Source organism: Acidobacteriota bacterium (genome assembly GCA_033549365.1).
Classification (GTDB): Bacteria; Acidobacteriota; Aminicenantia; order Aminicenantales; family Saccharicenantaceae; genus JAWSUF01.
This window is the reverse complement of record JAWSUF010000001.1, coordinates 33672-46217: the sequence shown is the minus strand read 5'-3', so window position 1 is coordinate 46217 and position 12546 is coordinate 33672. Positions and strand designations below refer to the sequence as shown.

The following is a 12546-nucleotide window of genomic DNA, read 5'->3' as shown; positions in this document are numbered from 1 at the left end:
ATGGTATGGTCATCTGACGGGTTGTTCGCTATACTGTTTCATCCGTGCCGTGCAAACGGCGCATTATGGGAGGAAACGATGATCGACACGGATGTCTCGAACAAAACCGGATATTTCCGGAAGCGAAGACGATCCCGGATTTTTCTCGGATTGGGTTTTCTCATCGCCATCCTTGTTTTGCCGGGAACACCCGCACCGCGAGATACTCATGTTTTGACGACGCTTTCGGGTGTTGCCGTGGAAGCTTCGGCCCGCGCTTTTGTGCAGGGCGAGGCCGTGGTGTTCACCGTCCGGGAGGCTCCCGAGAAAACACGCATCGTTGTTTCTTTTCTCGATAAAACGCTGGAACTGAACAAACCCGCAACGGAAAAAACCATCGGCTTTCTGGGCATCGATCTTGCGGCGAAACCCGGAATTTATCCCTGGACGATCAGGACCGAGAATGAATCGGGGCATTGGGAAGAGACCCGGATGGGGGTCATGGTGGAAGCCGGGAATTTTTCCGTTCGGCGACTCCGCGTGGCCCAGGAATTTGTGACGCCGCCGGCCTCGGTTCAGGAGAGAATCCGCCGGGAAGCCGATCTTCTGGCCGCCATCTATTCCATGCCGTCTCCCGTCTGGATGGGCGACGGCGCCTTTATTCTCCCTCATGGCGGGAGGTCGGCCGACAATTTCGGCGAACGACGCATTTTCAACGACGTTCCCCGTTCGCCTCATACGGGTCTGGACATTGCGGCTCCGATGGGGGATCCGGTCCGGGCCTCGAATGCCGGCCGTGTCGTCATGGCCAGCAATCTCTATTTTTCCGGAAAGACCGTCATCATCGATCATGGTCTGGGCGTCTTCAGCCTCTACTGCCATTTCTCAAAGCTTCTGGTCAAGCGGACGCAGATGGTCGCCAAAGGAGAAGCCATCGGCCTGATCGGCTCGACCGGGCGTTCGACCGGCCCGCATCTTCACTGGGGTTTTCGCATTTATGACAGCCGCGTCGATCCCATTTCCATGACGGCGTTGCCTTTGGACTGACCGGCGGCTTTCCGAATGTTATCCAAAATTCAGGTGGTCCAATGAAAAAGAAGGCGTCCTCTCAATTGACATCGATGCCCGATGCGATCCGGGCGGCCTATCGGTCCGGCCAGGAAGACGAGGCCCTCGAGCCCATGGTTCTCGTGGATGAGACCGGCGAGCCCGCCGGCCGCATCCGATCCGGCGATGCCGTGATTTTCTACGATGTCCGCGGCGAGCGGGAGGTCGAGCTCACCCGCTGTCTGACCGAGCCGGATTTTCTGCATTTTCCCGTCGTTCCGGGCCTGAATCCGGATTTCGTCACGTTGATCGAATATGCCTCCGGCTTGAACGTTCAGGTGGCCTTTCCTCCTCTGGAAAGACTCAAGAACACCCTGTCCGAAGCTTTGGGATCGGGAGGATTCCGCGTCCTCAAGGTGGCCGAATCCGAAAAAGCCATTCATGTCGATTATTTTTTCAATGGGAGAAATGAGGACCGCCGGCCATGGGAAGAGCGCCTTGTCGTGGATTCTCCCGCCGTCGAAGATTATTCCACAACGCCGGCCATGAGCGCCGACGCGGTGGCCGTGGCCGCCGTCCGCGCCCTCGAAGGAACCGGAAATCGGGTTGTCATCGCCAATCTGGCCAATGTCGATGTCGTCGGGCATATCGAGAACAAATCGTCCGTCGTCGCGGCCGTCGAAGCTGTGGATATCGCGCTGGGGCGCATCGTCGAAGGCGCGCGCCGGGCCGGGGCCGCGCTTGTCGTCACGGCCGATCACGGAACGGTGGAGGAATGGTTCTACCCCGACGGGACGCCCAATACCGGGCATACCGCCAACCCCGTGCCTTTCATTCTGGCCGATTTTTCCGCGGCGGCGGCCGGTTCATCCTCCGGCGCTCTGATGAAAACCGGCGAGCTGGCCGACGTGGCTCCGACCGTTCTTCAACTGGCCGGATTTCCGGTTCCGGTCGAAATGACCGGAAAAAGCCTCATTGACGAAAGGGATGCGGCGCCGTGCGATCGGATTTTGCTTCTTATCTTGGACGGTTGGGGCCTTCGGGCAGAGGCTTGGGGCAATCTTATCGGAGAGGCCTCGACGCCTCACTTTGACAGCCTTTCGACCGGCTATCCCATGGCCCTTCTCACGGCTCATGGCGAGGCGGTGGGCATGCCGCCGGGTTCCGTTGGAAACTCCGAGGCCGGCCATCTCCATATGGGCGCCGGCCGGCGCGTCCCCCTCGACCGAGTGAGGATTGACCAGGCCATTGAGGACGGAAGTTTCGGCCGCAATGCCGTCCTGCTGGACGTCATGCGCCGCGCCATGGGGGCCGGACGAACGCTTCATCTCATGGGAATTGTTTCCCATTACAGTTCTCACGGCACCCTCAACCACCTGTTTGCCTTGATGAGAATGGCCCGTAACGTTGGGCTTTCCAACATCGAAATCCACGCCTTTATCGGCCGGCGGGGTGAAAGACCGGAAAGCGGCGCCGTCTATGTCGAGAGCGTTGAGGAAATGTGCCGGGAGCTCGGCGCGGGCCGGGTGGCCACCGTCATGGGGCGGTTCTGGTCGCTCGACCGCGAGGAGCACTGGGACAGAATCGAGAAAACATACGGAGCGTTGGTTCGCGGAATCGGCACCCCTGTGGCGGTACCGAAAAAGTCAGAATGATGTCGAGGAACTTTTTTCAGGTCGGGACGTATCTTTTATTCAGGAGTCATCAGAATCGCGCATGAGCATCGAAATCCGGGACGTCCACTTCAGTTACGGGAAGGTCAAGGCCCTCGACGGTGTCAACCTGAGCCTGGACGGGGGGGCGGCGGGACTCCTGGGGCCGAACGGAGCCGGAAAAAGCACGCTCCTCCGTATTCTTCTCGGTTTTTTGAAACCGGAAAGGGGGGAAGGGAAAGTTCTCGGTTACGACATCCTCAAGGATCAGGACTCCATTCGCCGGGCCATCGGCTATATGCCCGAAGATGACTGTTTCGTGGCCGGACTGGATGCCGTATCCTTCACGGCCTATTTCGGCGAGCTTTCGGGGATGCCTCGGGCCGAGGCCATGAAGCGGGCGCATGAGGTTCTCTTTTATGTCGGACTCGGGGAATCCCGCTACCGGCTTCTCGACACCTATTCCGCAGGCATGAAACAACGCCTCAAGCTGGCCCAGGCTCTTGTCCATGATCCCAAACTTCTTTTTCTCGACGAACCGACCACGAACCTCGATCCCCACGGCCGCCGGGACATTCTCGAGCTCATTCGGGATATCGCTTCCGACAAGGACATCCAGGTTCTCGTTTCGTCCCATATCCTGTCGGACATCGAGACGGTTTGTTCTTCCGTAGTGATTCTCAACAGAGGTGCCGTGGCCGCCCAGGGCCGGATGAAGGACCTCAAATCCGTCCGCTACAGCCTCTTTGAAATCCGGATCAAAGGCGACCGAAGCGCCTTCGCCGCGGCGCTTGAACCCACGGGATGCCGCATCGAGGAGACGCCTGACGGTCTGATGAGGCTCTACATGCCCCCGGAGCGGGATGCGAATGATGTCTTTCGGGCCGCTGTGGAGGCCCAGGTCCAAATCCGCCATTTCATCAAGAGCCGCACGTCTCTCGAAGACCTGTTCGCCGGCGTTGTGGGGGTCGACTGATGGCCACGGTCAGGGATAAGGGCTATCATCACTGGGACGGGCGGCTCGAGGAACTCCGATTCCCCTGGTGGCCGGTCATGCGGAACGGCATCCGGTTGTCGTTTCAGAGAAAGCATTTCAAATTCCTGGTCGCCTTTTCCTACCTGCCCGCGTTTTTCTTTCTGGTCGGCATCTACATCAGCGAACGGCTGGAAGATTTCCGGTTCATGGCTCAGGGTTCCGAGACCTTCCTGGCCATCAACCCGAAATACTTCCAGACCTATTTCACGGCGGATTTCGTGCTCTTCATGTTGATCATGATCCTCGTTTTCGCCGGAGCGGGCCTCATCGCCGACGACATGAAACACAATGCGCTGCAGCTCTATTTCTCCCGGCCGCTTCGGAAGCGCGACTACCTGTTCGGAAAAGCGGCCGTCGTCTTCTTTTTCGTTCTGGCCCTGACGTTTGTCCCGGGCATGATTCTGCTCTTTATGAAACTCGTCTTTTCGGGGAGTTTCGCCCTTCTGGTTCAGTCTCCCTGGCTTCCTCTCTCCATCATGGCCTGTTCCGTTCTCTACGCGGTTGTTTTCGCCTCCTATACGCTTCTTCTTTCGGCGCTCAGCCGAAACCGCAGATATGTCACAATCCTCATATTCGCCGTTTATTTGTTCTCGGATATCCTCTTCGGCATCTTTTACGGGACATTTCGGAATCCTCATTTCGCTCTTCTGTCCCTCAAGGCCAATCTCCAGCAGGCGGGAGCGGCGATTTTCGGACAGTCGACGCCCTTCGCTTTTCCCTGGCCGCTGTCTTTGCTGGTTCTGGCCGGAATCTGCGTTCTTGCGGTTGCCGTTCTTTTGCGCCGGGTTCGGGAAGTCGAGGTTGTCCGATGACGGCCGTCATCCGCACGAACAGCCTGTCACGGTGGTACGGAAACGTCCTCGGTTTGAATGACGTCAGCCTGGACATTGAGCCGGGAATTACGGGTCTTCTCGGACCCAACGGTGCGGGAAAATCGACATTCATGAAACTGGTCACGGGGCAAATGAAACCGAGCTCAGGCCGTGCGTCCGTTTTCGGGGAGCGGGTCTGGAACAACCCTCCGATTTTCCGCCGCATCGGATTCTGCCCGGAACAGGATGCCTTCCATGAAGGCTTGACCGGTTGGGAATTCGTCAAAGGCCTTCTGGATCTCCAGGGTTTTTCGAGCCGGGAGGCGGCCGATCGGGCCACCCGGGCTCTTGAATTCGTCGAGATGATGTCCGACAAGGACAGGCGGATCCGGAGCTACAGCCGCGGCATGCGCCAGCGGGTGAAGATCGCTCAGTCTCTCGCTCACGATCCCGACCTCCTGATCCTGGACGAACCTCTGAACGGACTCGATCCGCTGGGCAAGAGGAAGATCATCCGCCTGATCAAGGATTTTCCGAAGGCCGGGCGGACCGTCTTGGTTTCGAGCCATGTCCTTCCCGAAATCGAGGCCATGACCTCGAGGATCGTTCTCATTCATCAAGGCCGGATTTTGGCCGAGGGCGATATCCACTATATCCGCGATCTCATTGAAGCCCATCCTCATGTCATATCCGTGGAATGCAGCGATCCCCGGCGCCTGGCCGGGATTCTCGTCCGTGAGGTAGATATCACCCGCCTCCAGTTCGGCACCGACGGCCGAACCGTCGTTTTCGAGACGCATGCCCGGGACAAGGTCTTTTCCCGCCTCCCGCGTCTGTTCGTCGAAAACGGCATCGCCGTCGAGTCCATCACGTCTCCCGACGACAATCTCCAGTCGGTCTTCGATTATCTGGTGGGAAAATGAGTCGAACGTTTCGTTCCGTCTTCGGTTTTTACCTGCTGCCGGCCGTTCGGGCCCCGCGGGCCAGAGCCTTTGCCCTGCTGACCTTCCTCCCCGCAGTACTGGCCGTGGTCTTCCGCTTGAGTTTCCCAACCCGCTCGGTCGAGGTCCTGGGTGTTTTTTCCGACATCCTGGTCGTTTTCTATCTCCAGTTCCTTTTGATCATCCTGGCGCTTTTTTACGGGACATCGGTCTGTTCCGAAGAAATCGAGGGAAAGACGCTGGTGTATCTGACGACGCGTCCTCTATCCAAATCCGGCATCATCCTGGGAAAAACCGCCGCTTATGCGCTTTTATCCGCGGCCATTGTCCTGATCAGCCTGGCGTTGTCTTTCTTTGTCATGAATGCCGGGCGCCTTTCGGCCGGGGAGGCGGCGGGGATATACCTGAGATACGGCGGTGTCCTCCTCCTGGGAATTGCGGCTTATACGGCTTTTTTCGCTTTTCTGGGCGTCCTCTTGAGGAAAGCGGTCATTATCGGCCTGGCCTTCGGTTTCGGCTGGGAATCGATTCTTCAATATTTCCCGGGTTCGACCCAGCGATTCTCGATCGCCCATTACCTCAAATCGCTCCTGCCATTCACCCCCAAGGCCCAGGGCTTTTCGCTTCTGACGTTCCGCCTGGAACCCACATCGGACGGGATGTCCCTGGTCGCTCTTGTTCTGATCACCGCCGTCTTTCTGGCCCTGGCCTGCCTGGTTTTCCGTTTCAAGGAATACATCTCCGAAGAATAGACCGATTAAGGAGGACTCATGAGATTATCGAAAATCATGGCTGCGGGCCTCTGCGGCGCGATGCTGGTTCTGGCCGCGGGTCAGGTTCAGGGTGCGATCTACGTTTCGAAGGCTCAGGGCAGCAATCAGAATTCGGGGGCCAAGGAGAGCCCGGTCCAGGAAATCGACAGGGCCATCGCTCTGGCCAAGCCGGGTGATGAGATTTTCATCGCCGGGGGCGTCTATTCCGGGACGTTCGGCATCGGATTCCTGGAGAGCGACAAACCGCTGAAAATCTACGGCAGCTACGACGAAGGTTTTTCAAAACGGGATATCGTCAATACGCCGACCGTTTTTCAGCCGGATAATTCCGCCGGGGGAAAGGCCCGCAAGGCCTTTCTCAAATTCACCAAGGCCGTCGACGGCTCGGTCGTGGACGGCCTGGTCTTCGACATGGGATTCCGCAATGCCTACAGTCCGAAAGAAGGCGTCGTGAAGGGTTTGGGGACGGAAGGCCGTCTGCTCCGATCCACGGAAAAACCGGCAACGGGAAACAGCACGGTCGAGGAGCCCATCATTCAGGTTGTGAGCGCCGCCCAGGGAGGGGACATCACGATCCAGAACTGCGTGTTCGTCAACGGGGCCAGCTTCGGCATCCAGGGCGGCCATCGCTCGGGCACATTCCGGATTCTCAACAACGTGTTCGTGGCCAACCGGATGGCGGCCGTTGAAATTTTCGGCACGTGCGCGAGCACCGGCGGACCCGGAACGATGTCCAACTGCGGGAAAGTGGAAATCGCCTACAACACCATTCTTTTCACCTGGAGCCGCCTGAAAGATCTTCGGGATATGGGCTACGGCATCCGCGTGATGACCAAGGCCGAATACCACATCCACCACAATATCATCGGCGGATCCGTCCTGGCCGGCATCGACCACACACGTTTCAACAAAGACGAATGGCTGAAGATCGAGGACAACATCTTTTTCGTCAACAAGCAGGCCGACCTGGAGTACAGTCCGGCCAGCAACACCAAGCTCAATCTGGCCGTCGAGCAATTCGGCGATCTGATGTTTGCCTCGGTCAAGGGGAATAAGAGAGAAATCCCCGCAAAAATAGCCGTGAACGCCGATTATCTTGAGGGTTTCCTGAACGCCGGCTATACGGAACAGGTCGATTTCAATCCCGATTCCCCGGCCAACCTCTGGCGCGAGGCCATGGGGCTGAACAAGCAGGGCAAAATCACTTCCCAAGCCTCGATGTTCATGAACCGGTATCCCTGGAAGGAAACCCTTAAACTGTTCGGCGCCGTCAAAGGATACGGGGCTCAGCCGTTTTAATGTTTAGAAATCGTATTCGTCGTCGTCTTTAGGAGCGGTCAGGGCGCCGACTTTTTCCTGGGCCGACTTGCTGAGCTTGTCCATGAGCTCATCGGGAATGGCGGCGGCGATCCTGATGAAGTCGGCTCCCGAGCTGATTTCGATGGCATTCAGAAGCTCGGGGATTCCGGGCTCCGCGGAGGCGCCCATCCCGATCATGGCCTTGAAACCGCCGAGCATGTCGGCCAGTTGCCTGTTCTGGTCGGCCGTTCCGCCCATGGCCTTGATTTCGGCGTTCATGGCCTTGTTCTGATAATCGAAATGCAGGCTGAGGGACTTGATGCCCTCGAGAGAGGCCAGCATGGGGTTGCCCTCTGTCGCGTCTTCCATGGCCTCTGCCGGAATGAGGAATGCGCTCCAGAGAAGAGCGTTTTTGTTCACGGTTTTGATGACGGCTGTGAGCTCGGCGTTTTTCGAGAGAGATTCGGCTTTTTTCCTGGAGACGTCGATCACGGACTTGACGCCGGATTCGCTGCCGATCACAATGTGGTTTTCATCAAGAATAGCGCCGAAGGCCGGCTTCCCGTCGCCTTCCTTTTCAGTCCAGGAGTAGAGGGCGATGCCTTCATAAGATGTTTCCCGGAGTTCCGCAACTTCTTCACGGAGTTTGCTTAGGATCTTGTCCCGGTCGAACCTCATGTCGATGACGGCGGCCCCTTCCATGTCATCGGCGGACAGGGGGCCCATCACGGCAAAAGCAAGGGCGAAAATGTCCTCCTTGGGATCGATGCCGGTCATGGCGACGAATTCCGCGTATTTATCGGCGGCATCGTCTTCGATCAGGGCTTTGCGGACGACATCCAGGGCCATGCCCCGATGGATGTCGGCAACGACAACGCCCTGGGATTCCCGGGGCAGAAGATTGAGCAGGGCTTCGGCGCGGGCCGGGCCGGCTTCGGGTCCGACGGCTTTTTTACAGGCGATCGGTCCGGTGAAGGCCAAAAAAACCACAAGGGCGATAAGAATGCTTTTTTTCATAGGATCTCCTTCCGAATTTAGGATCGACACTGGAATATACGAAAATTCATCCCACAGTGTTTCCTGTCAATCCAATATATCGGAAAAAACAGGTTGATTTCAAGCCGGAGTTCGTTTTAAGGTGGTATCTTGAATTCCGGCTTGGAGGTAAACGCATGGTGACACATCACTCATGGATCCGCAAAACGGCCGTGGCCGGCCTGGTTTTTTCAATGGCCTTCGCCGGAGCCGCGGCCCAGGAAAAACCCCTGGCGGGGGAGGCCCTCATTCGGGCTCTGGTCCAGGAAGTTTCCGGAGAAATCGCCTACCGTTACACGGACGGAATCTCGAAGTTCGACCGCGTCCAGGCTTCCGAAGGCTGGCGTGCGGCCGCCGAATGGATCCGGGATGAATTGGCGTCACTCGGCTATGCCGACGTCGAGATCGAAGGCTGGCCTTCGGATGGGACGATCCGCTACGGATCCTACCGGAGCGTCATCGGGTGGCGTGTTCAAAAAGCCGAATTATGGCTGGTGTCTCCACGGCGGGAGCGACTGTGTTCGTTCGAAGAAATTCCTCTGACCCTGGTCAAGCATTCGAATGCCGCCGACGTCGAAGCCGAACTGATCGATGTCGGAACGGGAATCGGCGAGGAATCCTATCGAGGCCGGGATGTCCGCGGGAAAGTCGTCCTGGCCACGGCGGCCACGGCCCAGGTCATGCAGGAAGCCGTGGTCAAACGCGGCGCTCTCGGTGTTTTGACATACTTTCCCTTGGAAGTCCGGCCGGGTTTCCCCAACATGATCCGCTACACCGCCCTCTGGCCGCGTTGGGAAGACCGCGAATCGATGGGCTTCGGATTCAATATCACCAAACTCCAGGGCGCCGTGCTCAAGCGCATGCTGGAGGAAGGTCAAAAAGTCATCGTCAGGGCGGATGTCGACGCCGAGTACGTCAAAACGAAACTCGAAACCCTGACGGCTTCTTTTCCCGGAACGGAAAAACCGGAGGAAGAAATCCTCATCGTCGGACACCTCTGCCACCCGATGCCGAGCGCCAACGACAACGCCAGCGGCAGCGGCGGCATGCTGGAGATGGCGAGGGCCCTGAAGCGGATGACGGAGGCCGGGCTTGTCGCGCCGCCGAAGCGGACCATCCGGTTTCTTTGGGTGCCCGAATTCAACGGCCTTATGCCCTATATCCTGGCCCATCTGGACCGGACAAAAAGAACCCTGGCCGCCGTCAATTGCGACATGATCGGAGAAGACCTCCATAAAACCGGGGGGACATTCGCCGTGTTCAGCACGCCCCATTCCAATCCCAGTTTTCTCAACGACGTCATGGGCAATTTCGCGGGACTTGTCGAAAGCCTGGACCTGACAAGCCTCAACGGCAGCCGCCACCCCTTCGTCTGGAAAGTCGCTCCTTACAGCGGCGGAAGCGATCATGTCGTTTTCAACGACGGGTCTCTCAAAGTTCCGTCCGTGATGCTGAATCACGGCGACACCTTCCACCACACAAGCCTCGACACCATGGACAAGGTCGATGCCACGCAGCTCCGTCGGGTCGCCGCCCTGACTCTGGGGGCCGCCTATTATATGGCCACGGCCGGGAGCGGAGAGGCCGAAGCCATGGCCCGGCTGACGGCCCGAAACGGTCTTGTCCGAATGGCCCGCGATTATTACGATGCCTTGGAAGACCTCTATGCGCCCGGCGACGCCGAAGCCCTCTATCGGGCTTACCGTCATGTTCTGAATGTCGTCTCCCATTCCGGAAAGCGGGAGAGCCGGGCGGTTCTCTCCGCCGCGGTCTTTATGGACGGGGGCGGGCCGTCCGCGCTGAAACCCTATACATCCCAGATTGAGGCGCTTCAACTGGCTTTTCCCAAAGAAGCTCATACGATCTATCGAGCCCTCTGCGCCCGGGCCGGCCTACCGCCCCGGGCTCTGGCCATGACCGATACGGAGCGCCGTCTGTCGCGCCTTGTTCCTGTTCGTGCCGAGACCTTCATCGGACCCTTGCAGATGGATTTTCTGATCGAAAAGGCGGGTCCGGAGGCTGCCGCACAGGTCCGCGTCCGGGGAAATTCCGCCTACGAGGCCCTCAATCATGTCGACGGCCGGATGAGCGTCCACGACATCGCCCAGGCTGTTTCGGCGTCTTACGGCCCCTTGGAGACTCAGGATGTCCACGACTTTTTCACGGTTCTGGAGAAGGCCGGGCTGATTGTTCTCAAAAAAAAATAAAACTGCGGGAGTGAACATGGATGATAAACATTTCCTGAAGCTTGTCGGAAATCGCCGGAGCATCCGCAGATATCTTCCGGATCCCGTGGACCGGGACAAGATTTTCACGTGTCTCGAGGCGGCCCGCCTGGCTCCTTCCGCCGACAATGTCCAGCCCTGGAGATTTCTGGTCGTGGACGACCCGGAGACCAAGGATCGGGTGGCCAAAGCCGCGTTTTCCGGAGTTTATGCCATTTCGAAGTTTTCCGCCCAGGCTCCCGTTCTGGTCGTCCTTCTGGCCCGGCCGGATCTCTTCGCCAATAAAATCGCCAAGTGGATCCAGGGAACCCAGTTCTACCTCCTGGACATGGGAATCGCGGGCGAACATTTTGTTCTTCAGGCCGAGGAGCTGGGCCTTTCGACGTGCTGGATCGGCTGGTTCAACGCCTCAGGCGTCGCCAAGGTCCTGGACATTCCGAAAAAATACAAGCCTGTGGCCATGATGCCCCTGGGTTATGCAGCCAGCCGTCCTCCCAAGGATACAAAACGAAAGCCCATGGAGGAGATCGCCTGGTTCAATAGAGTGGAAGGGTAGAGGGCCGGCTTCGCGATGAGGCGCTCGGAAATGCTGATGTTCCTTCTCACCGTTCTGCTTGTCTATGGATCGGTCAACGCCTATCTTCTCCGCCGGGGCTGGCAGGCGTTTTCCGAAAGACCGGCTCTGCGAGGCGTTCTGATGGCAACGGCCGGAGTTCTCATCCTGGCTTATCCGTTGGGAAGGATTTTTGAGGGATCGGGTCGCCACGGTGCGGCTCTGCCTTTTCTGCTTATAGGTTCGCTTTATATAGCCCTGATGCTCTATCTCTTTTTTTTCACCCTGGGGATCGATCTTCTGAGGCTCGGCCATGCCCTCTTCCGCTGGTTTCCGGCCGCGATCGTTCGTCATCCGGGCAAGGCCGGTGAAATCGCCGGGTTTTTTGTCCTGGGAGCGGCCATTCTCATCGTGGCCGGCGGCGCGGTGAACGCCGCCCGACCGGCGGCTCGGACCCTGGATATCACCGTCGACAAGACGGCACCAGGAGTGGAATCTCTGAATATCGTTCTGGCTTCCGATATCCATCTCGGGCTGATCAACCGCTGCGGTCGGCTGTCCCGGCTTGTCGAAATCATCAACGGCCTGAATCCCGACATTTTGGTTCTTCCGGGCGACATCGTCGATGAAAGCGTTCCCGAGGATCAGGAAGAGCGGATGATCGATATCCTGCGGGCCGTTCGGGCGCCGCTCGGGATCTATGCGGTTCTCGGAAACCACGAATACTACAGCGGTTTGGAGAAAAGCCTGGATTATCTGGGCCGGGCGGGAGTGATCGTGCTTCAGGACGAGGCGGTTATCGTGGGGGGGGCTTTTGCCGTGATCGGACGCAAGGACCCCACGGCCGTCCGCATGGGGGACAAACGTCTTCCGATCGGCGAGATCCTGGAGACGTCCGGGATATCAACGGATCTCCCGCTCATTCTTCTCGACCATCAGCCGCTCCGCCTGGAAGAGGCGGAAGAGGCCGGAATCGATCTTCAGCTTTCCGGTCATACGCACGCCGGGCAGCTTTTTCCCCTGAGCCTTCTCAACAGAAGAATCTACGAACAATCCTGGGGATATCACAGGAGAGGGAAGACCCAGTTTTACATCTCGAGCGGTGCGGGAACCTGGGGTCCGCCGGTGCGAACCGGCAGCCGGTCCGAAGTTGTTGCAATCCGCGTGACATTCAAGAGCCCGGACTAAATCGAG

Annotated in this window: 11 protein-coding genes; 10 read left to right on the top strand and 1 reads right to left on the bottom strand. The window is 58.2% G+C overall.

The window, feature by feature from the left end:
- Positions 1-78 precede the first annotated feature (78 nt).
- The 7 genes from SCM96_00175 to SCM96_00145 all read left to right on the top strand — a co-directional run bounded on the left by SCM96_00175 (position 79) and on the right by SCM96_00145 (position 7539).
- Entirely contained in the window at positions 79-1026 is a 948-nt protein-coding gene (locus SCM96_00175) for a M23 family metallopeptidase (GenBank protein ID MDW7759038.1), read from the top strand.
- Positions 1027-1067: 41 nt separating this feature from the next.
- Positions 1068-2681: an alkaline phosphatase family protein gene (locus SCM96_00170; GenBank protein MDW7759037.1), complete on the top strand. Its 1614-nt coding sequence runs from the start codon at positions 1068-1070 to the stop codon at positions 2679-2681.
- A 61-nt stretch (positions 2682-2742) separates the two neighbouring features.
- Positions 2743-3654 (top strand): ABC transporter ATP-binding protein, encoded by a 912-nt coding sequence (locus SCM96_00165; protein ID MDW7759036.1) that lies wholly within the window; start codon positions 2743-2745, stop codon positions 3652-3654.
- Complete coding sequence (locus SCM96_00160) at positions 3654-4526, top strand: ABC transporter permease subunit (protein MDW7759035.1); 873 nt, start codon at positions 3654-3656, stop codon at positions 4524-4526. Before SCM96_00165 ends, SCM96_00160 begins: the two co-directional genes overlap by 1 nt.
- Entirely contained in the window at positions 4523-5449 is a 927-nt protein-coding gene (locus tag SCM96_00155; protein MDW7759034.1) for an ABC transporter ATP-binding protein, read from the top strand. Before SCM96_00160 ends, SCM96_00155 begins: the two co-directional genes overlap by 4 nt.
- Complete coding sequence (locus SCM96_00150) at positions 5446-6219, top strand: ABC transporter permease (GenBank protein ID MDW7759033.1); 774 nt, start codon at positions 5446-5448, stop codon at positions 6217-6219. Before SCM96_00155 ends, SCM96_00150 begins: the two co-directional genes overlap by 4 nt.
- Before the next feature lie 18 nt (positions 6220-6237).
- Positions 6238-7539, top strand: a complete 1302-nt coding sequence (locus SCM96_00145) for a right-handed parallel beta-helix repeat-containing protein (GenBank protein ID MDW7759032.1) — start codon at positions 6238-6240, stop codon at positions 7537-7539.
- A gap of 3 nt (positions 7540-7542) precedes the next feature.
- On the opposite strand, the gene SCM96_00140 is transcribed toward SCM96_00145, so the two are convergent.
- Positions 7543-8556 carry a DUF3352 domain-containing protein gene (locus tag SCM96_00140; GenBank protein MDW7759031.1) on the bottom strand — a complete coding sequence of 338 codons (1014 nt, stop codon included), beginning with the start codon at positions 8554-8556 and terminating at the stop codon, positions 7543-7545.
- Between the two features lie 155 nt (positions 8557-8711).
- Here SCM96_00140 and SCM96_00135 point away from each other — a divergent pair, with 155 nt between their 5' ends.
- Genes SCM96_00135 through SCM96_00125 form a run of 3 tightly spaced genes read left to right on the top strand, consistent with a single transcriptional unit; the run spans position 8712 to position 12540 of the window.
- Complete coding sequence (locus SCM96_00135; GenBank protein MDW7759030.1) at positions 8712-10781, top strand: DUF4910 domain-containing protein; 2070 nt, start codon at positions 8712-8714, stop codon at positions 10779-10781.
- A 16-nt stretch (positions 10782-10797) separates the two neighbouring features.
- On the top strand, positions 10798-11355 hold the full coding sequence (locus SCM96_00130; protein MDW7759029.1) for a nitroreductase family protein: 558 nt from the start codon (positions 10798-10800) through the stop codon (positions 11353-11355).
- A 30-nt stretch (positions 11356-11385) separates the two neighbouring features.
- Positions 11386-12540 carry a metallophosphoesterase gene (locus tag SCM96_00125; protein ID MDW7759028.1) on the top strand — a complete coding sequence of 385 codons (1155 nt, stop codon included), beginning with the start codon at positions 11386-11388 and terminating at the stop codon, positions 12538-12540.
- Positions 12541-12546: the final 6 nt, after the last annotated feature.

Excerpts from the sequence above, each read along its gene's own strand:
- SCM96_00175 (MDW7759038.1), top strand. The coding sequence starts at position 79 with ATGATCGACACGGATGTCTCGAACAAAACCGGATATTTCCGGAAGCGA.
- SCM96_00170 (MDW7759037.1), top strand. The coding sequence starts at position 1,068 with ATGAAAAAGAAGGCGTCCTCTCAATTGACATCGATGCCCGATGCGATC.
- SCM96_00165 (MDW7759036.1), top strand. The coding sequence starts at position 2,743 with ATGAGCATCGAAATCCGGGACGTCCACTTCAGTTACGGGAAGGTCAAG.
- SCM96_00160 (MDW7759035.1), top strand. The coding sequence starts at position 3,654 with ATGGCCACGGTCAGGGATAAGGGCTATCATCACTGGGACGGGCGGCTC.
- SCM96_00155 (MDW7759034.1), top strand. The coding sequence starts at position 4,523 with ATGACGGCCGTCATCCGCACGAACAGCCTGTCACGGTGGTACGGAAAC.
- SCM96_00150 (MDW7759033.1), top strand. The coding sequence starts at position 5,446 with ATGAGTCGAACGTTTCGTTCCGTCTTCGGTTTTTACCTGCTGCCGGCC.
- SCM96_00145 (MDW7759032.1), top strand. The coding sequence starts at position 6,238 with ATGAGATTATCGAAAATCATGGCTGCGGGCCTCTGCGGCGCGATGCTG.
- SCM96_00140 (MDW7759031.1), bottom strand. The coding sequence starts at position 8,556 with ATGAAAAAAAGCATTCTTATCGCCCTTGTGGTTTTTTTGGCCTTCACC.
- SCM96_00135 (MDW7759030.1), top strand. The coding sequence starts at position 8,712 with ATGGTGACACATCACTCATGGATCCGCAAAACGGCCGTGGCCGGCCTG.
- SCM96_00130 (MDW7759029.1), top strand. The coding sequence starts at position 10,798 with ATGGATGATAAACATTTCCTGAAGCTTGTCGGAAATCGCCGGAGCATC.
- SCM96_00125 (MDW7759028.1), top strand. The coding sequence starts at position 11,386 with ATGCTGATGTTCCTTCTCACCGTTCTGCTTGTCTATGGATCGGTCAAC.